Consider the following 20,126-nt stretch of genomic DNA (forward strand, 5'->3'; position numbering starts at 1 on the left):
AAAAAGAAGCACAGAGCGACCACTCGCAGAGCCATCCTTCCATCCGTCAGCAGACAACTGAGATGGCTCAAACAACACCGTCCAGCACAGCCCCCAGCAGTCCCTGGGCCAGGCTGCGCCGCACCAGCCTCTGGCGCCTCCTGGCCCTCCTCCTCCTCCCCGTCCTGACCCTCGTCACCTGCGTGGAACTGTGGATGACAAGGCACGACGCCCTCGAAGCCGCCAACGCCGCCTACGACCGCTCCCTGCTAGGCGCGCTCAAATCAATAGACGCCAACATCTCCACCGCCTCCGGCGGCCTGTCCGCCGAACTCCCCTACACCATGCTCGAATTCTTCGAGCTCACCGCCAGCGGCCACGTGTACTTCCGCGTCGCCTCGTCCGACGGCCTGGTGGAACTGGGCAACGCCGACCTGCCCCTGCCCCCCGGCACGCTGGAGCCCGGCGTGCCACGCTTCTACGACGCCACCTACTTCGGCGAATCCGTGCGCCTGGCGGCCTACCGGCGCATGGTGGATGCCACGGATGGCGCCATCCCAGCCACGGCAGACGGCCCGGGCAGCGTGCTCGTGCAGGTGGCCGAGAGCACGCAGTCGCGCCAGGAATTCACGCGCCGCTTCGTGCAGCGCGCGGCCCTGCGCGATGGCCTGGTACTGGCCCTCATGCTGCTGGGCGCCGCAGCCACGCTGGCGGTTGCGCTGCGCCCGCTGTCGCGCCTGGCGCGTGGCGTGCAGGAGCGCAGCCCCGACGACATGACCCCGATTGCCGACACCGACCTGCCCGCCGACATACGCCCCCTGGTCGCGGCGGTGAACGAACAGATGGCGCGCACCCAGGCGCTGGTGGCGCAGCAGCGGCAGTTCCTCGACGATGCCTCGCACCAGTTGCGCACGCACCTGACCACGCTGCAGATGCAGATCGACTACGCGCGCCGCGAGCCCGACCCCGCGCAGGTGCAGGACGCGCTGGCCGCCATCGGCGGCGAGATCGCGCGCGCCACGCGCAGCACGCAGCAGCTGCTGGCCCTGGGCCGCAGCGACACAGCGGCAGTCGAGTTTGCGCCCTTCGACCTGGCCGCACTGCTGCGAACCGTGGCGCTGGAGCTGCTGCCCCAGGCGCGCGCCAAGCAAATCGACTTCGGCATCCACACACCCACCCCGGAGTTCATGGCCGTGGCCGACAGCGGCCTGCTGCGCGAGGCCCTCACCAACCTGGCCGCGAATGCCATCGCCTACACGCCCGCGCACGGCACCATCACCCTGTCGGCCGCAGGCGACGCGCTGGGCTGGAGCGTGAACGTGGAGGACAACGGCCCCGGCATGGCGCCCGAGGAGCGCGCTGCGCTGGGCCAGCGCTACCGGCGCGGGTCGCAGGCTGCGGCCGGGGGCTCGGGCCTGGGCCTGGCGATTGCGCGCTCCATCGCCGAGCGGCACCGGGGGACGCTGCGGCTGGAGGCACGGGTGGACAGCCCCGGCCTGCTGGCCATACTCTGGTGGCCCAAGCCATGAACAACACGCCCCACCACAACGCCCTCGCTGCACGCCGCCGGATGCTGCGCACACTGGCCACGCTGCTGGGTGGCGGCCTCGCAGCCTCTGCTGCATGCGCAGCACCACCGGCCGATGCCAGCACCGAGCCCGGCGAATGCGTGGCCCCCTCCAAGCCCGGTGGTGGCTTCGGGCTGACCTGCGGGCTGGCGGCCGATGCGATCCAGGCCGTGCGGCCGGGCCGCACACCGCTGCCGACGCGCTTCCTGCCGGGCGGCATCGGCGCCGTGGCCTTCGACCAGGTGGCCACGGGGCGCCTGGGCGGGCCGGGCACGCTGGTGGCCTTCTCCAGCGGTTCGCTGCTCAACATCGCGCAGGGCCGCTTCGGCCCACACCCCGTCAGCGCGCTGCGCTTCATCGCCACGCTGGGCACCGACTACGGCGTGATCGCCGTGCACCGCGATGCGCCCTACCAGGGCCTGGCGCAGGTGGTGGCGGCCTTGAAGCGCGACTCGGCCCGCGTGGTCTTCGGCGCAGGCGGCACCATCGGCAGCCAGGACTGGATCAAGGCCGCGCAGCTGGTGCGCGCTGCGGGGCAGGACCACAAGAAGATGCGCTTCGTCGCGTTCGAGGGCGGTGGCGAGGCGCTCAAGGCCCTGCGCGGCGGGCACCTCGACATCTTCACCGGCGACGCGGCCGAAGCCATGCAGGCCGCTGCCCAAGGCCTGCCGCTGCGCTTTCTGGCCGTGCTGGCACCCGAGCGACTGCAAGGCACCCTGGCCGGCCTGCCCACCGCACGCGAGCAGGGCGTGGACCTGGTCTGGCCCACCGTGCGCGGCCTGTACATGGCCGCCACCGCCCCCGAGGCCGCCGTGCGCGCCTGGACCAGCGCCTTCGAGGCCGCCATGGCCGCCCCCGGCTACGCCGCACTGTGCAGCCGCTACGGCCTGTACCCCTTTGCCCTCACCGGCGCAGCGCTCGACGGCTTCGTGCAGCGCAGCTTGCAGGACTACCGGCGCATGGCCCAGGACCTGGGGCTGCGCACCTGGCCCCGTTGATCCGTTGTTCCGTTGACAGCGCTGGCGGCGTCTTGCCGCACTACCCGTACTGCCTGCGACGCCGCCTGGCCAGAACCGCTTCGCTGAATTCTTTCCCCGCTCCTATTCGTCTTCCGCCTGACCGTCATCACGCAGCCGGCGATCCAGCTTGCCACGCAGCGACTCGGTGTCTTTCAGAAACTGGTCTACGGGCACGGCCGGCGCCACGCGCAGGCCTGGGGGGAACAGGCTGCTCATGTACAGCCGATTCGACAGGCGCATGTTGTTCAGCCACTGCGCACCCAGCCACGACGGCAATCCCAATGCCACCAGCGCAGCCAGCGTCCAGGCCAAACCGACGCGGCGGCGCGGCAGCACTGTGGACAGGTGGGCATACAACGCCCCCGCCACCACCAGCGCCACCAGCACATTGGCAAACCGCGAAAAGGATTCCAACGAGAAAGTGAACGCCACAAAGTTCGCCACCAGGTGCACCGCATCCACCGCCAAGGCGGCAGTGCAGGCGATGCGCACATGGCGCCAGAACCGAAGCTGGCCGCCGAACACTTTGCTGGCCACCGCCCATGCGCCCGACCAGACGCCCAGGCTGGCCAGCAGGCCAAGCACCATGCCAGGAACAGACTTCAGATACTGCGACGCGTCGCGGGCCTCCAGCCACGCGGACCCCAATGCCGCCGCCAGCACCAGCACCATGAGCGCTGCCGTGGTGGCCACCGTGCTCCACGGAAACTGGGGCAGCGCCTGTTCGTCGGCGATGGGTGCATCGGCCAGGCGCAAAGCCACATGGGTGTGGCCCAGGTCGATGGGCGTGCCGCCCGGCCAGTCGAAGCGCTCGCCCTGGGCGTAGTGCTTGCGCTGCAGGCGCGCGCCATTGCGGGTGTGCAGGACCTCCACCTGTATCGCGCACGAGGCATCTTCCAGGCGGTCGATGCGCAGGTGCGCGGGCGCGACGAACGGATCGTCCAGCACCAGGTCACAGTCCAGGCCCCTGCCCACCGTCACGGGCCAGCGGGTGATGGGGGCGCGTGCCAGCAGCGCGCCGTGGCGGTCAAAGGCTTCGATGAGGCCAAGGGTGGGCGTCATGGTGCGGCCTCCCAGCGAAACGCCTTGAGGTAGTGGCTGGCCAGCTTCATGCCGTTGTCAAAAGCGATGCCTTGCACATCCAGGCGGCCCAGGATGCCTTGCGTGGGCTGGTTGACCGAGGCTGTCAGCACGGTCATGTTGTACAGGCCGGGCAGCTTGCGGTAGGCCGACATGCAGACCACCGCCCGCAGCGGCAGGCTGCCGGAGTCCACAAAACGTTCGCTGCATTCAACGGCGGTCTGGTGGCGGTTGCCACGCGTCTGGAACCGCTCGTTGGCAAAGCTTTGCGAGAACACCCGGGCAAACCGCGCCGCGCTCAAGGTGGGGGCGTTATAGGCCTCATAGGCCAGGCGCACGGTGCCGGTGCTGTAGTCGCCGGCCACGACATCGCTGTCAGCCTGGCACTGCGTCCGCTCCAGGTTCAAGCCCGGAAAGTTGGGGTCGCGCCCCGATCCCCAGCACCGTGCCAGCGCGTCATCGGGCACCGGCACCCGGTAGTTGCCGTGGCGTTGCTCACGAAATGGCGCTTTCAGAAACCGCTCGGTCAGCACCTGCTGGTGCACTGTCAGTTGCCTTGTCATCTCCGCGTACGCGGGCTGCGTGATGGGCACTGCTCCGGCCGCGCGCTGCACCAGCACCTGCGCAAACTCGGCGGGGATCAAGAAGCTGACCTGCTCGCCATCGAGCCGCTTGGCCACGTTGACGCCCAGCACCCGCCCCGAATCGTCCACCGAGGGGCCGCCGCTCATGCCGGGGTTGAGCGTGCCGCCAAAGAAAATCCGCGGATAGAAGCTGCGCCGCACCAGCCCGTTGTAGGTGCCCTCCGTGACTGCAAAGCCGATATCCAGCGGGTTGCCCAGCGAGTAGATGCGCTCGCCCTGTGCCAGGGCCTCTGCGGCGGGCCGAAAGCTCAGCACCGGCGCCGCTGCGGTGCGGGCCTTGGCGCGCAGCACCGCCAGGTCGCGCTGCACGTCGAACACCAGCAGCTCGACCTCGCCCTCCTGCCCCTCCATCGTGACGTACACGCCGCGGTAGCGCTCGGGCTCCAGCGCCAACTGGCTGGCCACATGGAAGTTGGTGACGATCAAGCCGTCCGCAGAGACAAAGAACCCTGAGCCGATCGACGCCTGGGTGTCGGCATTGCGCAGCAGCGTGCGGATCTGCACCAGTTTGTCGCGCGACAGCTCATAGATGCGCCGGGCATCCCGAGACAGGGGTGCAGCGGGCACAGCTGCGACACCGGCAGCCGCCGCTGCCCCCGATGCACCCACGCTGCTGTCCACCGGCTCGACGCCCGCTGCAGCGGGCGGCATCGCTTTGGATGCCGGCGGGGCAGGCAATGCCGCGCCTGTGGCGCGAAGAGCAGGCGCGCCGGCGGTCGCAGCCACGGCCGTGGGGGCAGTCGCGGGGTGGGGTGCATTTTGGGCGTGGGCCACAACAGCACAGGCCAGCACAAGAACGGTTGCTGCGGCACGCCGCAGCGAGCAGGTCAAAAGGAAAGGCATCGTGGCATTCTATTGACGCTCTGCACCGCACCCACGCTGTACGGGCAGTTCAGGGTTGCGGCCCATCCAGGCGGACATCGCTGGGGCTTTTACCGACCTTACAAGGTGCTCCCCAGCGCGCCCAGCAACCTGGCGCTCACCTCGGCGGCATCGGGCGCGTCGAACTGCATGTTGTGCTGGTCCGTCATCGGGCCGTGGCCCGGCTCCATGCGTCCGTCAGCGTCGTAGCCCATGGCCTTGAACTTCCAGGTCCCACCCACCTTTTTGAGCGAGCCCACATGTGCGCCAGTGGCCGTGTGCACGGCCACCACGGCGGCGTTGAGGGGCAACAACTGCAAGGGGCCCGCCACGGGGCCGGGCGGCACGTGCAAGAAGGTGGGTTTGAAGGCAGGCGGCTGGGGTGGATTCAGGGGCATGGGGGTGTTTGTAACTCAAAGACCTGGGGCTGCACCTGGCCGCGATGATCGATGGCCTGTTGGTTGACAAAGCGCGCCGCTGCAATCACCCATTTGTGTGAACTACTGCGCACTTACCAAATAGTAAAAGTCTGCAACCGCGCGCCAAAGCGCCGATGCGTGTGGATACTGGCGTCTCCACAAAAACCGGCTCAACGACGAAGGGAGGCCAGGGCCCACAACAGGCCCCGGCTGGATCGCTCGTGATGTGCCCGACCACCATGACATCCTGGATCGCCACCCTGTGCCTGGCTGCGGCCTCGGCACTCACCGCCACGGCCGCCAGCGCAGCCACGTTCACCATTCCCGATGCGGGCGTGTCGTTCAACGCGCCCGAAGGCTTCACCCAGCTCAGCGCGGAAGAGATCGGCAGCAAATACCCGTCCAACCGCGCGCCCAACTTCGTGGTGGGCAACGCCCGGCGCACGACCACCATCGCCTTCGACCTCAAGCCCCAGGGCCTGCCCAAGGACAAGCTGCCCCAGGCCAAGGCCTCGTTCGAAACTCTGTTCGACCGCATCATCCCGGGCATCGAGTGGAAGGAAAAGAAGCTGCTGGACATGCAGGGCCAGCAGTGGATCTACTTCGAGATGACCTCGCGCGCCATCGACACCGACATCTACAACATCATGATGGTCACCCCCCACCGGGGCAAGATGCTGGTCTTCAATTTCAACTCCACCAAGAGCGAGTTTCCGTCGGTGGAGAAGGAGCTGAGGAAGAGTGTGCAGACGATTGCGGTGGCGGGGGAATGACACACCGCCAGTCGGCGAGTATCACCAAGCTCGGGCTGCGCTGCTGATTAACATGGATAAAGCCTCATGCCAGCCAAACGTTTGGCGTCCTTTCTCACAGGCGCACTGTTACTTGTCGCAAACGTCCCGACTTGGGGCGGCCTGCCTCCGTGCTCGTACACGTATGGCTCACCATTTCTCGATTCGGTCGGGGATGGTGATTTGTCTCAAGTACAGGCTCAGGTCGAGCAAGCAGGTGCAATAGAGCCGACCCTCGGTGCGAGAGCGCTAGCAATCTCGACAAGACCCGTTTCTACCAAATGCCACAGGCGAGATGCAGACCACGCCATGTTCGCATTGCTCGTCAAGCTAGGCGCTGATGTGAACCTGGTGTCCGAACGTGTGCGGGACCAGGGGACGGCACTCATGTATGCCGCTGATTCAGGTGATTCGGGAATTGTCACGTTGGCTCTGAAGGCGGGAGCACGAACCAATGTGGAAGTCCAAGAACGCTCACCATTGATCGTTGCAATCCGGGCACGCAATGCGTCAGCCGTACAGTTGCTCTTGGAGCATGGGGCCGATCCGAATTTCGCAGCGGGCCGATTCACAGCCCTTGCAGCAGCTGCGCGACATCCCGGGCACAAGAACGAAGTACTCAAACTGCTGATGAAGCACGGTGCCAAGATCCCGCCACCGCGCGACGCACGGTACATACGCGGCATTTATCCGTTGGAAGAATTGGTTTTCTACGCCGGACTGCCAGAGGATGCAGATGAAACTGTGACTCTGCTGCTGAAAGCAGGGGGGAAGATCGATGGCGAAGGTCGCGACCCCTATTCAACGCCACTTGCTGTAGCCATGGACTCAGCACACACGAAGCTGGCTATCGTTGAAGCCTTGCTAAAAAATGGAGCTAACCCCAATGGAGGTGCACTCTACAGGCTTGCATCCCGTCAGAACCATGGTGTTGATTTCACGCGAGAACAATTGCTCCATTTACTGTACCGGTACGGCGCCCGCGCGGAGAGGGCGAAAATGCCTGACAGGCGCCCATTGAAAGAGTATGTACTGGTGAATAACCACAATGGCGTGGGCCAAGCATATCTGCGCGAGCTTGAGGAAATTTCGCTTGAATACCAACCTCTTGAACCCGTGCGCAAAGACCTTGAGAGTCCGTGAAGCCCCCACGGCCCTTGAACAGTTTCTTTCGGGCCCAATGCGTAAGCGTTTCTCCTACCCACGGCCCGTGGGTATGGCGGCATAGTCGGTCATCCATCGGTCCATGGCGGCCCGGGAGAGCGACCATGACGACGAATGCCAAAACCGTGTTGAAGCCAGCCACGCAGCTGGCGGAACAAGCCAAGACCCCCTTCCCCGGCGCCACCGCCGAGTACGAGTCGGCGCGTAAGGCCCTGCTGGCCGAGGAGATCGAGTTCCGCCGCCACATGACGCGCCTGGTCGCCCAGCGCCAGGCACTGCCGCCAGGGCCGGTCATCACCAAGGACTACCGCTTCAAGGACGAGCAGGGCTTCGATGCCGGGCTCATCGACCTGTTCGGCGACAAGGACACGCTGGTGACGTATTTCTGGATGTACGGCCCGCAGCGCCAGCGCCCCTGCCCCATGTGTACCAACTGGCTCGGCTCGGTGGAGGGCAATGCAGCCGACATCAAGCAGCGCGTGGCCCTCAAGATCCTGGGCCGCTCGCCCGTGGAACGCCAGTACGCCTTTGCCCAGGAGCGCGGCTGGCGAGACCTGAACTTCGTGCAGACCGTGGGCGACGACTACGCGAAGGACCTGGGCATCCTGATGGACGATGGCAGCGAGTACCCGGCACTGGTTGTATTTCAACGCGACGGGGACCAGGTGCGCCTGTTCTGGGCCAGCGAGATGACAAAGGAGATGGCCGACCCGGGCCAGGACCCGCGCGACGCGCCGGACATTGCGGCACTGTGGTCGGTGCTGGACTTGACGCCTGGGGGGCGGCCCAAGGACTGGTATCCGAAGCTGAAGTATTGAGCAGGGGGCTCTGCCCGGGCGCTCAGTTCTTCGCGATCCCGTGAGGCGACGCAGTCAGCGCCCTGCGCTCGCGCCACGCCTGCTGCACAAACGGGTCCGTCACCGCATAGGTGCCATGCCCCTTGCGCACGATGAGGTTGGCGTCGCGCAGTTCTTCCGACACGCGCTGCACCTGGTCGGCCGTGACCTCGCGGCCCACGGTGGCCGCATAGTCGGCCAGCGCGTCGGCAGTGAAGAGACCGGTCGCGTCGCCCTCCACGCGCGCCACGCGGTCGAAAATCGCGCCGGCCAGCACACCCAGGTCTTCGAGCTTGCGCAGCTCCACGTCGGCCGCCGCGCCCTTGAGGGTGGAGGCGATCACCGGCAGCAGGCGGTCGGCCTCGGCAGGGTCTTCGCGCTGCAATTGGCGCAGGGCGCGGATCAGTTCTTCGGGCCGGCGGCCCAGCAGGTTGAAGGCTGCCGTGGCCACGGGCAGGCTGGGCAGCACGGGGGCGCCCTCCTCGGCAATGCCCTGCAGCACATAAGCCACGTAGTCGCCATCGAGCGTGGGGTATTCCACCGAGGTGGCACCGGCAAAGGCGTGCTTGCCCTGCAGCGTCATGCCCACCACCTGGGCGCGGTGCGAGCCCGTGCCGATGAAGAGGAAATGCCCGGGTGTATCAGGCCGTGGGTTGATCGCATCGCGTGCGGCCTTGATGGCCAGCAGCATCTGCGCGCCATCGTCGCCGGCCAGCGCCTGCTGCACTTCGTCGACGATCAGGACCAGGTCGGTGCGGGCCAGCTCGATCACCTCCGTGAGCGCCTGCGCCAGCGTGACCCCGCCCTTGGCCCCCACCTCGTTGAGCTGAAAGCCGAACTTGAAGCCCGCCGCCCCCACGTCCACCCCCTTGAGGCGCGCCAGGCGGCCCAGCACGCCCGAAGCCGGTGTCTGCAGGTCGGCCAGCCCACGCCTTATGGCCGCGTGCACCAGGGTGGCCGGGTCGGCCTTGGTGTCGGCCCATAGGTCGACATAGATCACGATGGCACCCTTGGCCTCCAGCGCAGGGATCAGGTCCTGGCGCAGGAAGGTGGTCTTGCCGGTGCGGCGCAGGCCCGACAGGAACAGGCCCGAGCGCAGCCCCTGATCGAGCAGACCGGGCTCCAGCAGCTGTTTGGCCATCTGCTCGGCCAGTGCGGGGCGGTGGAAAAGGTCCATTTAGCGGATTTTAGTCAAAACCAATAATTAGTACAAATCGCTAAAATAAACAAAATCGGGCGATTGCCCCTTTGCAGTGCACTTCAGGCCGCCGTGAGCACCCGCCACACGGCCAACTCTTCGCCCGCCACCGGCTCGGCCACGATGCCATTGGCCACCACGCCGTCATCGCTCTCGGCCTCGCATGCCACCACCGCAATCGCGCCGTAGCGCTGGCTGGTGGTCACCACACGCCAGCCTTCGGGCAGGGCCCGCTGGGTGCGCTGGTGGGTGGCCGTCCAGTGGGTGCTGGCCTGGGCTTCGAGGATGGCCGGGCCCGGCTCGGCCACGGGCTGCTGCATCACAGGCACTTCTACCTCCAGCACGGTGCCGGCCGCCACGGGCGTGGTCTGCAGGCCATGGCCCTGCAGCCAGCCGGCCACGGCCTGCGGCATGGCGTAGGCCCAGGGGCGCTGCACGGTGGCGGTGGGCACGAAGTGGGCGTAGTGCGGCACCTGCACGCTGACGGGGTCGCCCGTCAGTGTGTAGGGCTCGCGCGTGAGCACTTCCACCGTGGTGCCGGGGATCGCCTCCAGCGCGTAGCGGATGGCGATTTGCTGCGGCGGCTCGGCGCAGGCGGCAAGCAGGTCGACGATCTCCGGGCCGTTGGCGGCGGCATAGACCAGGGCTTCGCGCAGCACGGCGTAGGTCACCTCCACGCGCTCCTGGTAGCTGATGTACGAATACGCCTCCAGCAGCACGTCGAGCCGGTTGGTCAGGCCCCGGTAGTTGCAGCCAAAGCGCGGGTGGTGGGTGTAGGTAATCCAGCCCTGGCCCTGGCCGCCCTCGTCGCGCACGAAGTTGCCGTACCAGAAGGTGTCCAGGCCCTCGGTGCGCTTCACCGCGGCCTGCACGGCGGGCATCATGCGCTCACGCATATAGGCCACGGGCTCGGCGCGGCCTGTGTGCTCGGTGTGGGGGATGTCGTAGGTCAGCGCAAAGCGGTGGATGGAGCCATTGGTGGCATGGCAGTCCAGCGTGAGGTGCGGGTTCCAGGGCTGGCACACGCGCTGCTGCAGCAGGCGCATCTCGGGGGCCTGCTGGCGCATGTAGTCGCGGTTGAGGTTCACGCCTGCGGCGTTGGTGCGCGTGCCCACCAGGGCCGGGCCGTCCTGCCCGCGCAGGTGGGCGATGTCGAGCGGGCGGTGGTCGGCGCTCATGCGGTCGTTGCCGTCGGGGTTGAACAGCGGCACCACCACCAGCACGGTGCGCGCGAGCAGTTCTTCGCCATGGTCGCCGCGCAGCAGGTTGCGCACCAGCATGAGCACGCCCTCCTTGCCCTCCACCTCGCCGGCATGGATGCCGCAGATGATCAGCACCACGGGCAGGCCGCTGGCCTGCGCGGCCTCGGGCGTGTGGTGGCCCTGGGCCGACAGCACCAGCAGCGGCAGTTGCCGCCCCTCGGGCGAGCTGCCGAAGTCGCTGATGTGCAGGCGCTTGTCGCCCAGGGCCGCGAGGCCCTGCACATAGGCCATCACATCGGCGTGGGTGGAGGTCTCGGTGTAGCCGCTGGTTTCGGCGCGGGTGAGCAGGGGGGTGGTCGCGGATGAAAACATGGCCCGGATGTTAGAGCCAGTTGTGCCAGGCGCGCCATCACCACTTTGTCGCAAACGGTCTCACCGCTCCAGCCACCACTGGATCAAGACCTTGGCGATGAAACCGATGAAGCCCACGCCCAGCCCCAGGAACAGCACGAAGGTGCCGAAGCGCCCCGCCTTGGACTCCCATGCCAGCTGACCGATGATGAACAGCATGTAGGCGATGAAGGCGCCTATGCCATAGGTGAGGAAGAAGCCCGAGATCTGCGCCTCGGTGAAGCCGAAGATCATGGCCGCTCCATCGTGTCGGCAGCATCGCGCTCCGGCAGGCCCGAGGCATCGACCAGGTCGCGGTAGGCATGCCAGCTCGCATGGCCCAGCATGGGCATCACCGCGATCAGCCCGAGCAACAGCGATGCCAGGCCCAGCAGGGTGAAGCCCAGGATCAGCGCCGCCCACAGGGCCATGGGCAAGGGGTTGGCCAGCACCGCCTGCCAACTGGTCAGCACGGCCTGGCGCAGCGTGGCGCGCCTGTCCAGCAGCAGCGGCATGGCCACCACGCTGGAGGCAAAGATGGGCGCGGCCAGCAGGCTGCCCAGCGCCAGCCACAGCGCGAACAGACGGCTGTCGGGCGCCAGCACCACATGGTGCATGAAGTCGAGCGGCGTGAGGATGGGCACCGGTGCCAGCAGCGTGATCAGCGCCGCCGAGGTGACGACCCAGCCGGTGGCCGCCAGCGCCAGCAGCAGGCCGAACTGCACCAGGCACCAGTAGCCGTGGCCACCCCACCTGGCAGAGTGGCTGCGCTGCCAGTCGAGCCAGGTGCGGCGCACCAGGGCCAGGTTGGCGGGCTCGCCACGCTCCAGCGCCCGGCTCAGCGCATACAGGCTGGTGGCCAGCACCGGCGCCACCACCAGAAAGCCCGACAGCGCCCCGGCCAGCAGCCAGAAGCGGTGGTGCGCCACGGCCAGCAGAGCGCCACCGAACAGCGCCACCGCCAGGCCGTGTGCAAAGCTGAGCCAGCCGGTGCGTACCATGTCGCGCCAGGCCAGTGCCAGCCAGGCCAGCGGCTGCATCAGGCCGATGGTGCGTACGGGCGGCAGGAACAGAGGAGGCTTTGGGCGCATGGTGGCCCGAGTCTTGCGCGCTGGCGTGGGGCGCGCCTTGATCTGCGACAAGGAAATGCCGCAGCGGCGCCAGCGTTCAGCGTGAGGGCTGGGCCACGGCCACCGGAATAGCCTTCAGCAGCTCACTGATGGCGGTGAGATTGCCCACCGTGGCATGCGGCGGCTCGCCATGCTTGTCATGGGCCCAGGGGTTATTCGGCGTGTTGAGCCAGATGGCCTGCATGCCGGCGGCCAGCGCCCCCTGCACATCCAGCGCGGCATCGTCGCCCACGTGCAGCACCTCGTGCGGCTGCACGTTGGCAGCACTGGCGGCGGCGTGGAAGATGCGCGCATCGGGCTTGGCGATGCCGAAGGCGGTGGCGCTGATGCTGGCCTTGAAATAGTGGCCTATGCCGATGCGGTGCACGTCGGCATTGCCATTGGACAAAGCCACCACCGGGTAGCGCGCGGCCAGAAAGGCCAGCGTGTCGTGCGCGTCGGCGAACAGCTCCACGCGCTGGCGCTCGGCAAAGAACAGGTCAAACGCGGGCTCGGCCAGGGTGGGCTCATCGCCCGCCTGGGTGAGTGCCAGGCGGATGGACTCGCGGCGCAGCGCGCTCAGGTCGTGCAGCAGGTCGGGCCGGAGGCTCACCATCTGGTTGCGGATGCCGCGCAGCGCCTGCGTGTCGGAAAACAGCGCGGCCGTGGCGGGTGCGTGGTCGGCGAGCCACTGCAGCAGCACGGCTTCTGCGCGCTCGATGGTGGGCCAGATGGGCCACAGCGTGTCGTCCAGATCGATGCTGATGGCGCGGATGCGGGAAATATCCAAGGAGAGAGCAGGCATGGCAAACCACCCAAAAGATTCACGGCCCGGAAGCCCGGGCTGCGGCCAATCGGCCGCCGCGAAGGATAACGCAGCATCCGGCAGGCGGCGCCGCGCAGCACGCCAAACCCTTACCGATCGCCAGCCCCGCGCACTGCGGCCATGGACGACCCCCGCACCACCAGCTTGCCGGGCAGAAGGCGCTCCCGCGCAGGCGCCTGCAGGCCCTGCATGCGTTCGATGAGGCATTGCGCCGCACACCTGCCGATGGCATGGGTGGGCTGCGCCACCGTGGTCAACCCCGGCCCGATCAAGGGTGCCCATTCGGGGTCGTCGAAGCCGGCAAAGCCGATATCGCGGCCAAAGGCCCAGCCCAGCCGCACCATGGCGGCCGCCACCCGCAACGTGACCACGGAATTGCCCGCCACGACAGCGCCGCGCGCCCTGCCCCAGGCTCTTTGCCGAAGCGCCCGCAGGGCGGCATCCAGCACCTCGTCCGAGGCATCGACCAGTTCCAGCACCGCGCCCTGCACGCCGCCCCCGCGCTCGCGGATGCACTGCGAAAACGCGGCCGCCCGCTCCAGGCGCGAACTCACGCCCGCCAGGGGCTGGGTGACGTACAGCAGCTCGCTCCAGCCCCCATCGATCAGGTGCGTGCAGGCGGCGCGCATGGCGCCGGGGTTGTCCAGCGATACGAAGTCGGCCTCCAGGCCCGCATGCCTGCGGTCCACCAGCACCGCCGGCCGGCCGTGCAAAGAGCTCAGCTCGGCATGGCCCTCATCCTGCCCCTGGGTGTTGAGGATGAAGCCATCCACCTGGTAGCTCGCCAGGGCGTCGATGGCCCTGCGCTCGCGCTGGCGGTCATTGCCCAGGTTGAACAGCATCACCAGGTAGCCGGCCTCCTGGCACGCCTCTTCGGCCCCGCGCAGCACCGCCACGGAGAAGGGATTCGTGATGTCGGCCACCACCAGGCCAATCAGGCGCGAGCGCCCGTGGCTGAGCGCCTGGGCCATGGGGCTGGGCACATAGCCGAGCTGGGCGATGGCGGCCTCGACGCGGGCTGCGATATCGGGGCTGAGCAGACGCTCGCGGTGGTTGAAGAAACGCGACACGGTGGCCTTGGACACGCCGGCCGCAGCCGCCACGTCGGCAATGGTGGGCCGGTCACGGCCAGCCGTATCGACAGGGGCGGCGGCAGGCGCCTTGGCGGTAGGTGCGCGCGGCTTGCTGCTCATGCGCCGATTGTCCCGTACACCGCAGTGGGCTTTTCGCCGGCCAGCGCCTGCAGCAGGTTCGTCGTCGCCAACCGGGCCATCGCATGGCGCGTGCCATGCGTGGCCGACCCGATGTGCGGCAGCGGCGTCACGCGCGGGTGGGTGCGCAGCGGCGAGGCCAGCGGCAAGGGTTCGGTGGCAAACACATCGAGCCCCGCTGCACGCAGCGTGCCGTGGTCCAGCGCCGCCAGCAGGTCGTCCTCGACCACCGTGGCGCCGCGCCCCCCGTTGATGAAGATGGCGCCGGGCTTCATCGCCGCGAAGGCCTTGGCATCAACCAGCCCGCGCGTGCTGTCCGACAGCGGCAGCAGGGCCACCACGATGTCCGCACGCGCCAGCAGGTTGGCCAGGGGCACATGCTCGGCCCGGCCCAGCAGCGTGGGTGCCTGCCCCGCCAGGTCCACAGCGCGGCGCGCGTGGTACAGCACCGGCATGCCAAACCCCAGTGCGGCCCGGCGCGCCACGGCCTGGCCGATGCGGCCAAAGCCCAGCAGGCCCAGCGTCTTGCCATGCACGTCGTCGCCGAACAGGTCTTCGCCGATGTTGCGGTCCCAGCGGCCCTCGCGCACCATCTGCGACAGCTCCACCACCCGGCGGCAGGTGGCCATGAGCAGCGCAAACACCGCATCGGCCACGGTCTCGTCGAGCACGCCCGGCGTGTGGCACAGCACGATGCCGCGCGATTGCAGGGCCTGCAGCGGGTAGTTGTCCACCCCTACCGAGATGCTGGAGATGGCCTGCAGCTGCGGCGCACGCGCCAGCAGCTCGGCGCTGATGGGAAAGCTGGCGCCGATGAGGCCATGGGCCTCGGCCAGCGCGGCATCGAACGCGGCGCGCTGCTCCGGCTGGCGCGGGTCGGCCACGGTCACCTCATGCACCGCCTGCAGGCGGGCCAGTTGGTCCGGCGGCAGGTCACGAAACACCAGCACCTGTTTGCGGCTCATAGGCCGGCCTGCTCCAGCTGCGCCCGCGTGGGCAGCCCCTCGGTATCGCCCAGCACCTGTACGGCCCGGGCGCCAATCCAGGCACCGCGGCGCACCGCATCGGGCACGCTGCGGCCTTGCAGCAGCGCGCTGATGACGCCCACGGCAAAGCCGTCGCCCGCACCCACGGTGTCCACCACCTCGGCCACGGGGAAGCCCGCGACATGTCCAATGCCAGCCACATCGCTATCGAAATAGGCACCCTGCGCGCCCAGCTTGACGACCACCAGCCTGGCGCCCCGCGCGCGGTAAAAGCGCGCCACGCCCTCGAGGGTGGTCTCGCCCGTGAGGAACACGCCCTCCTCCATGCCCGGCAGCACCCAGTCGGCAAAGCGCGAGAGCTCGTTGATCTGGTGCCGCATCACCTCGGGCGATGACCACAGCGTCGGGCGCAGGTTGGGGTCGAACGAGATGGTGCGGCCCGCGGCGCGCATCACCTGCAGCGTGCGCTGTGCCGCCTGCAGGCTGGTCTCCGAGATCGCCGCGAACACGCCCGTGGCATGCAGGTGGCGCGCACTGCGCAGCCAGGGTTCGTCCACGTCGGCCGGGCCCATCTGGCTCGCTGCCGAGCCCTTGCGGTGGTATTCGACCTTCGGGTCGCGGCCATCGGTCACACGCTCCTTGAACTGAAAACCCGTGCGCTGCGTGGCGTCGGAGGTCACGTGCGAGCAGTCGATGCCCTCGGCCTGCATGGTGGACAGCAGCGAGCGGCCCATGGAATCGGTGCCCAGGCGGCTCGCCCAGCCCACCTTCAAGCCCAGGCGCGCCAGGCCGATGGCCACATTCGTCTCGGCACCCGCCGTGCGCTTGTGGAAGCCCGTGGCATGTTCCAGCGGCCCCGGCTCGTTGGCCACCAGCAGCAGCATGGCTTCGCCGAACAGCGCCACGTCGAAGGTGGTGTCTATTGCTGCGCTCATGCCTGCCTCCGTGCATCGCGGATCACGGCCAGTTGCTCGCGCGTCACCGCCACCAGGTCGTCGCCGACCAGCGGGTACTCGATGGCGTGCGGCACGTCCGCAGGCAGCGCCCGCAAGATGGCACGCCAGGGCGCGATGGAATCGGCCAGGGGCACCGCCACCCATTTGCCGGGCAGGCGCTGCACGCCCTTGCAGTGCACGTAGCGCACGCGGTGGGCCAGGGCCTGTGCAGCCTGCAGCGGGCACTCGCCCTGCCAGTGCCAGTTGCCCATGTCGAAGGTCATGCCCAGGTCCAGCCCCGCGCGCTCCTGCGCCACGAAGAAGGCCTCCATCGCTGCCAGCGTGCCGGCCGTGGCGGTCTGGTCGTTCTCGATCACGAGTTCGGCCGGCGCCTGTGCGAGCAGGTCCTTGAGGCGCACCAGCGAGCCGTGCGAGCCCGTGCCAAAGCCGCCGATGGCCATCTTCAGGCGCGGCGCGCCCAGGGTGCGCGCGGCCGCCATGCCACGGGCCAGCGCGGCTTCGTCGAGTGCGCCGTCCACCGTCCACAGCCCCTCGGGACTGGAAAACACCGCCGCCTTGCCCGCAAGTGCCGGCAACTCGGTGGCGGCATCGCGCAGCATCTCACCGCGCACCTCGACGCCATCGGCGCCGGCCTCGCGGGCGAGGTCGGTGCACCACAGCTGGCCATGGCGCCCCACTTCGGCCGCGCCGAAGGAAGAGAGGGAAATAAGTACCTTCATTGGCTGCATTTCTTTGGTCATGCCCGCACGCCAGGGGCGCTGCGGCGCAGGTCGTTCACCCACCGCTGCTCAGTGCGCGTGGTGGGAAGAGAGTATCTGGCCCAGGAACTGGCGGGTCTTCTCGTGCCGGGGCTGGCCAAAGAACTCGGCGGGCGGCGCCTGCTCAAGAATCTTGCCGTCGGCCATGAAGATCACGCGGTCGGCCACGCTGCGGGCAAAGCCCATCTCGTGGGTCACGCACAGCATGGTCATGCCGTCCTCGGCCAGGCCGATCATGGTGTCCAGCACTTCCTTGACCATTTCGGGGTCCAGGGCAGACGTGGGCTCGTCGAACAGCATCACCTTGGGGGCCATGCACAGCGCGCGCGCAATCGCCACACGCTGCTGCTGCCCGCCCGACAACTGGCTAGGGTGCTTGTGCGCCTGCTCGGGGATACGCACGCGCGTGAGGTACTTCATAGCCACCTCCTCGGCCTCGGCCCGGCCCATGCCGCGCGAGCGCATCGGTGCCAGGGTGCAGTTTTCCAAGATGGTCAGGTGCGGGAACAGGTTGAACTGCTGGAACACCATGCCCACCTCGGCACGCACGGCATCCACGTTCTTGCCGCCGGCCGTCAGATCGATGCCGTCCACCTCGATGCGGCCCTTCTGCACGGCCTCCAGCCGGTTGATGCAGCGGATCAGGGTGGACTTTCCCGAACCCGACGGGCCGCAGATCACGATGCGCTCGCCGGCGCGCACCGACAGGTCGATGTCGGTGAGCACCTGAAAGCTGTCGAACCATTTGTTGACCCCCTCCATGCGGATGATCGGCTGCGTGCCGGGGGTGGTCGTGACTGCGTCCGTCATGGCGAAAATCTCCCTGTCCTTGTTTTTATTGCAATTTGGGCAGGTCGGTTTCGAGCCACTTGCGATACAGCTTGTTGAGCTCGCCATTGGCCGTGTTGCGCGCCACGAACTCGTCCATGGCCTTGTGCAGCTCGTCCTGGCCGGGGCGCATGGCGATGCCCATGGCCTGCTGCAGCAGGTTGAACTTGTTCTCGAAGGTGTTGGCGGGCACGCGCTTGGCGATCTGCGCGGCCACGGTGACCGAGCAGCCGATGGCGTCCACCTGGCCCGAGATCAGCGCCTGCATGGCCGATGCGTCGTCGTCGAAGCGGCGGATCTCGGTGCCCTCGGGTGCAGCCTTGGTCACGGCCACGTCCTGCGTGCTGGCGCGGGCCACTCCCACGCGCACGCCCTTGAGGTCGGCCGCGCTCTTGATGGTGCTGCCCGTCTTGCCGTACAGCACGATGGTGGCGGCCGCATAGGGCTGCGAGAACTGCACCTGCTTGGCGCGCTCGGGCGTGATGGCCAGCGAGGCCACCAGCACATCGACCTTGTTGGTCAGCAAGAAGGGAATGCGGTTGGGGCCGGTGACGGGCACGAGGTTGACCTTGACGCCCAGGTCCTTGGCCAGCAGCTTGGCCACGTCGGCATCGTAGCCATCGGGTTGGTTCTGCGCGTTGGTCGTGCCATAGGGCGGAAAGTCCACCAGCATGCCGATGGTGATCTCGCCCTTCTTCTTGATGTCGGCCGTACTCTGCGCGGATGCCAGCGGCGCGAAGGCGGTGAGCGCGGCGCCCAGGCCCAGGGCGGCCAGGGCAGCAGTGGTGGTGCGGCGATAGTGCGAAAAGGTCATCTCATGTCTCCTGTGTGGTTGGTATGGAATGCACGCTTGGGAAAAGAAGAATTCACCGCGCCAGCACCCGGGCGCGCTTGCGCTCCATGCGGGCGGCCAGCAGCGACAGCGGCCAACAGATAACGAAGTACAGCGCCGCCACGGTGGTGAACACGTGCAGCGGCTGGAAGGTGGCGTTGTTGATGATCTGGCCCGCCCGCGTGATCTCGGTGAAGCCGATGATGGCGGCCAGCGACGTGCCCTTGATGATCTGCACCACATAACCCACGGTGGGTGGCAGCGCGATCTTGAAGGCCTGGGGCAGCACCACGAAGCGCATGCGCGAGAGGTAGTTGAGGTTCAGCGCCTGCGCTGCCTCCCACTGCCCGCGCGGAATGGCCTCGATGCAGCCGCGCCAGATCTCGCCCAGAAAGGCCGCGCTGTTGAGCACCAGCGCAATGCCTGCGGCCAGCCAGGGGTTGATATCGAGCCCCAGCACCGGGGCGCCGAAGAAGATCAGGAACAGCTGCAACAACAGCGGCGTGCCCTGGAACACCTGGATGAACAGGGTGGCGGCCCAGCGCGCGGCGGTGTTCTCGGACGTGCGCGCCAGCGCCACCACCAGCCCCAGCAGCGAGCCGCCCACGAAGGCCATGGCCGACAGCGCCAGCGTCCACTGGGCGGCCTGCACGATGAACCAGAACTCGGAAACTCCAAAAGTGCGCATGGCCGGTCCTCAGCGACGGTCGGGGTAGTTGAGCGTGCGCTGATAGATCAGCTTGAACAGCCCGGAGAACGACACGGCCAGCAGCAGGTAGATGGCTGCCACGACGATGTAGATCTCGAAACTGCGGAAGGTCTGCGACTGCAGGTTGGCCGCCACCGAGGTCAGGTCGTCGGCCGAGATCACCGACACCACGGCAGAACTCAGCATCAGCAGGATGAACTGGCTGGTAAGCGCCGGGTAGATGGCCTTGAGCGCCGGCTTGAGCACCACGAACCTGAAGATCTCCCAGGGCTTGAGGTTCAGCGCCCGCCCGGCCTCGATCTGCCCCTTGGGGATGGACTCGATGCCCGCCCGCACGATCTCTGCCGCGTAGGCCCCCAGGTTCACCACCATCGCGGTCAATGCCGCCGTATAGGGCGACCAGCGCAGGCCGATGGACGGCAGGGCAAAGAAAAAGAAGAACAGCTGCACGATGAAAGGCGTGTTGCGGATCAGCTCGATATAGGCATTCACCACGAATCGCACCCAGGCAGGCCCGGATGTCTTGCCCCAGGCACAGGCGATGGCCACCACCAGCCCCAGCACCGTCGCGGTAAGCGACAGCTGCACGGTGATCCATGTGCCCTTGAGCAGCAGGGGCCAGGCGGCAAAAACGGATTCGAACTGGAATTGGTAGTTCACGGCAAAAGCCTGTCTGGTGGCATGGCAAGAGTCTATGAAACCGGTTTCATTCGCGCATGAGGGGTTTCCCGGAGCCGCCTTCCCCCTCCAGGAGATGGTT

The 20,126-nt window shown here is 67.7% G+C and carries 21 protein-coding genes; 5 read left to right on the forward strand and 16 right to left on the reverse strand.

Annotated elements, in window-relative coordinates; translation table 11 throughout:
- Window positions 1-62: 62 nt before the first annotated feature.
- The gene (locus ASE31_RS07750; RefSeq protein ID WP_057200980.1) at window positions 63-1,508 is read left to right on the forward strand and encodes a sensor histidine kinase; all 1,446 of its coding nucleotides are present in this window, start codon (window positions 63-65) and stop codon (window positions 1,506-1,508) included.
- Window positions 1,505-2,545, forward strand: a complete 1,041-nt coding sequence (locus ASE31_RS07755; protein ID WP_157412398.1) for a tripartite tricarboxylate transporter substrate-binding protein — start codon at window positions 1,505-1,507, stop codon at window positions 2,543-2,545. Before ASE31_RS07750 ends, ASE31_RS07755 begins: the two co-directional genes overlap by 4 nt.
- Before the next feature lie 102 nt (window positions 2,546-2,647).
- Here ASE31_RS07755 and ASE31_RS07760 read toward each other — a convergent pair whose 3' ends face one another.
- The 3 genes from ASE31_RS07760 to ASE31_RS07770 all read right to left on the reverse strand — a co-directional run bounded on the left by ASE31_RS07760 (window position 2,648) and on the right by ASE31_RS07770 (window position 5,549).
- Complete coding sequence (locus ASE31_RS07760) at window positions 2,648-3,628, reverse strand: FHA domain-containing protein (RefSeq protein WP_057200981.1); 981 nt, start codon at window positions 3,626-3,628, stop codon at window positions 2,648-2,650.
- Entirely contained in the window at window positions 3,625-4,941 is a 1,317-nt protein-coding gene (locus ASE31_RS07765) for a serine protease (RefSeq protein WP_235514340.1), read from the reverse strand. The genes ASE31_RS07760 and ASE31_RS07765 overlap by 4 nt, the downstream gene beginning before the upstream one ends.
- Before the next feature lie 290 nt (window positions 4,942-5,231).
- A complete protein-coding gene (locus tag ASE31_RS07770) occupies window positions 5,232-5,549 on the reverse strand; it encodes a hypothetical protein (protein WP_057200983.1) in 318 nt (105 codons plus the stop codon).
- Between the two features lie 260 nt (window positions 5,550-5,809).
- Here ASE31_RS07770 and ASE31_RS07775 point away from each other — a divergent pair, with 260 nt between their 5' ends.
- The 3 genes from ASE31_RS07775 (at window position 5,810) to ASE31_RS07785 (ending at window position 8,343) form a co-directional block, all read left to right on the forward strand.
- Window positions 5,810-6,343, forward strand: a complete 534-nt coding sequence (locus ASE31_RS07775) for a hypothetical protein (protein WP_157412399.1) — start codon at window positions 5,810-5,812, stop codon at window positions 6,341-6,343.
- A 327-nt stretch (window positions 6,344-6,670) separates the two neighbouring features.
- Window positions 6,671-7,504: an ankyrin repeat domain-containing protein gene (locus ASE31_RS30900; RefSeq protein ID WP_162261384.1), complete on the forward strand. Its 834-nt coding sequence runs from the start codon at window positions 6,671-6,673 to the stop codon at window positions 7,502-7,504.
- Window positions 7,505-7,629: 125 nt separating this feature from the next.
- Window positions 7,630-8,343 carry a DUF899 family protein gene (locus ASE31_RS07785; RefSeq protein WP_057200986.1) on the forward strand — a complete coding sequence of 238 codons (714 nt, stop codon included), beginning with the start codon at window positions 7,630-7,632 and terminating at the stop codon, window positions 8,341-8,343.
- A gap of 22 nt (window positions 8,344-8,365) precedes the next feature.
- Here the strand turns inward: ASE31_RS07785 and ASE31_RS07790 are convergent, their stop codons facing one another.
- The 13 genes from ASE31_RS07790 to ASE31_RS07850 form a co-directional block, all read right to left on the reverse strand.
- Window positions 8,366-9,538 carry an AAA family ATPase gene (locus tag ASE31_RS07790; RefSeq protein WP_057200987.1) on the reverse strand — a complete coding sequence of 391 codons (1,173 nt, stop codon included), beginning with the start codon at window positions 9,536-9,538 and terminating at the stop codon, window positions 8,366-8,368.
- A gap of 83 nt (window positions 9,539-9,621) precedes the next feature.
- Window positions 9,622-11,133, reverse strand: a complete 1,512-nt coding sequence (locus ASE31_RS07795) for a M14 family metallopeptidase (RefSeq protein ID WP_057200988.1) — start codon at window positions 11,131-11,133, stop codon at window positions 9,622-9,624.
- A 60-nt stretch (window positions 11,134-11,193) separates the two neighbouring features.
- The gene (locus ASE31_RS07800) at window positions 11,194-11,406 is read right to left on the reverse strand and encodes a DUF2788 domain-containing protein (RefSeq protein WP_057200989.1); all 213 of its coding nucleotides are present in this window, start codon (window positions 11,404-11,406) and stop codon (window positions 11,194-11,196) included.
- On the reverse strand, window positions 11,403-12,242 hold the full coding sequence (locus ASE31_RS07805) for a DUF2189 domain-containing protein (protein ID WP_057201074.1): 840 nt from the start codon (window positions 12,240-12,242) through the stop codon (window positions 11,403-11,405). The genes ASE31_RS07800 and ASE31_RS07805 overlap by 4 nt, the downstream gene beginning before the upstream one ends.
- A 76-nt stretch (window positions 12,243-12,318) precedes the next feature.
- Entirely contained in the window at window positions 12,319-13,065 is a 747-nt protein-coding gene (locus tag ASE31_RS07810) for an HAD family hydrolase (protein WP_057200990.1), read from the reverse strand.
- Between the two features lie 110 nt (window positions 13,066-13,175).
- Entirely contained in the window at window positions 13,176-14,279 is a 1,104-nt protein-coding gene (locus ASE31_RS07815; RefSeq protein WP_057200991.1) for a LacI family DNA-binding transcriptional regulator, read from the reverse strand.
- Complete coding sequence (locus ASE31_RS07820; RefSeq protein WP_057200992.1) at window positions 14,276-15,262, reverse strand: D-glycerate dehydrogenase; 987 nt, start codon at window positions 15,260-15,262, stop codon at window positions 14,276-14,278. Before ASE31_RS07820 ends, ASE31_RS07815 begins: the two co-directional genes overlap by 4 nt.
- On the reverse strand, window positions 15,259-16,218 hold the full coding sequence (locus ASE31_RS07825) for a sugar kinase (protein ID WP_057200993.1): 960 nt from the start codon (window positions 16,216-16,218) through the stop codon (window positions 15,259-15,261). Before ASE31_RS07825 ends, ASE31_RS07820 begins: the two co-directional genes overlap by 4 nt.
- Window positions 16,215-16,979, reverse strand: a complete 765-nt coding sequence (locus ASE31_RS07830) for a sugar phosphate isomerase/epimerase (protein ID WP_235514341.1) — start codon at window positions 16,977-16,979, stop codon at window positions 16,215-16,217. Before ASE31_RS07830 ends, ASE31_RS07825 begins: the two co-directional genes overlap by 4 nt.
- A gap of 48 nt (window positions 16,980-17,027) precedes the next feature.
- Window positions 17,028-17,807, reverse strand: a complete 780-nt coding sequence (locus ASE31_RS07835; RefSeq protein ID WP_057200995.1) for an amino acid ABC transporter ATP-binding protein — start codon at window positions 17,805-17,807, stop codon at window positions 17,028-17,030.
- Window positions 17,808-17,832: 25 nt separating this feature from the next.
- Window positions 17,833-18,639: a transporter substrate-binding domain-containing protein gene (locus ASE31_RS07840; protein ID WP_057200997.1), complete on the reverse strand. Its 807-nt coding sequence runs from the start codon at window positions 18,637-18,639 to the stop codon at window positions 17,833-17,835.
- Window positions 18,640-18,691: 52 nt separating this feature from the next.
- Window positions 18,692-19,345 (reverse strand): amino acid ABC transporter permease, encoded by a 654-nt coding sequence (locus ASE31_RS07845; protein WP_057200999.1) that lies wholly within the window; start codon window positions 19,343-19,345, stop codon window positions 18,692-18,694.
- Between the two features lie 9 nt (window positions 19,346-19,354).
- The gene (locus ASE31_RS07850; protein ID WP_057201000.1) at window positions 19,355-20,026 is read right to left on the reverse strand and encodes an amino acid ABC transporter permease; all 672 of its coding nucleotides are present in this window, start codon (window positions 20,024-20,026) and stop codon (window positions 19,355-19,357) included.
- Window positions 20,027-20,126: the final 100 nt, after the last annotated feature.

The sequence above is a fragment of the Acidovorax sp. Root217 genome (assembly GCF_001428645.1).
Taxonomy (GTDB): Bacteria; Pseudomonadota; Gammaproteobacteria; order Burkholderiales; family Burkholderiaceae_C; genus Acidovorax.

Coding starts and splice junctions, on each gene's coding strand:
- ASE31_RS07770 (WP_057200983.1), bottom strand. CDS start 5,549: ATGCCCCTGAATCCACCCCAGCCGCCTGCCTTCAAACCCACCTTCTTG.
- ASE31_RS07830 (WP_235514341.1), bottom strand. CDS start 16,979: ATGACCAAAGAAATGCAGCCAATGAAGGTACTTATTTCCCTCTCTTCC.
- ASE31_RS07785 (WP_057200986.1), top strand. CDS start 7,630: ATGACGACGAATGCCAAAACCGTGTTGAAGCCAGCCACGCAGCTGGCG.
- ASE31_RS07790 (WP_057200987.1), bottom strand. CDS start 9,538: ATGGACCTTTTCCACCGCCCCGCACTGGCCGAGCAGATGGCCAAACAG.
- ASE31_RS07820 (WP_057200992.1), bottom strand. CDS start 15,262: ATGAGCCGCAAACAGGTGCTGGTGTTTCGTGACCTGCCGCCGGACCAA.
- ASE31_RS07800 (WP_057200989.1), bottom strand. CDS start 11,406: ATGATCTTCGGCTTCACCGAGGCGCAGATCTCGGGCTTCTTCCTCACC.
- ASE31_RS07805 (WP_057201074.1), bottom strand. CDS start 12,242: ATGCGCCCAAAGCCTCCTCTGTTCCTGCCGCCCGTACGCACCATCGGC.
- ASE31_RS07835 (WP_057200995.1), bottom strand. CDS start 17,807: ATGACGGACGCAGTCACGACCACCCCCGGCACGCAGCCGATCATCCGC.
- ASE31_RS07755 (WP_157412398.1), top strand. CDS start 1,505: ATGAACAACACGCCCCACCACAACGCCCTCGCTGCACGCCGCCGGATG.
- ASE31_RS07795 (WP_057200988.1), bottom strand. CDS start 11,133: ATGTTTTCATCCGCGACCACCCCCCTGCTCACCCGCGCCGAAACCAGC.
- ASE31_RS07775 (WP_157412399.1), top strand. CDS start 5,810: ATGACATCCTGGATCGCCACCCTGTGCCTGGCTGCGGCCTCGGCACTC.
- ASE31_RS07810 (WP_057200990.1), bottom strand. CDS start 13,065: ATGCCTGCTCTCTCCTTGGATATTTCCCGCATCCGCGCCATCAGCATC.
- ASE31_RS07815 (WP_057200991.1), bottom strand. CDS start 14,279: ATGAGCAGCAAGCCGCGCGCACCTACCGCCAAGGCGCCTGCCGCCGCC.
- ASE31_RS30900 (WP_162261384.1), top strand. CDS start 6,671: ATGTTCGCATTGCTCGTCAAGCTAGGCGCTGATGTGAACCTGGTGTCC.
- ASE31_RS07845 (WP_057200999.1), bottom strand. CDS start 19,345: ATGCGCACTTTTGGAGTTTCCGAGTTCTGGTTCATCGTGCAGGCCGCC.
- ASE31_RS07825 (WP_057200993.1), bottom strand. CDS start 16,218: ATGAGCGCAGCAATAGACACCACCTTCGACGTGGCGCTGTTCGGCGAA.
- ASE31_RS07840 (WP_057200997.1), bottom strand. CDS start 18,639: ATGACCTTTTCGCACTATCGCCGCACCACCACTGCTGCCCTGGCCGCC.
- ASE31_RS07760 (WP_057200981.1), bottom strand. CDS start 3,628: ATGACGCCCACCCTTGGCCTCATCGAAGCCTTTGACCGCCACGGCGCG.
- ASE31_RS07765 (WP_235514340.1), bottom strand. CDS start 4,941: ATGCCGCCCGCTGCAGCGGGCGTCGAGCCGGTGGACAGCAGCGTGGGT.
- ASE31_RS07750 (WP_057200980.1), top strand. CDS start 63: ATGGCTCAAACAACACCGTCCAGCACAGCCCCCAGCAGTCCCTGGGCC.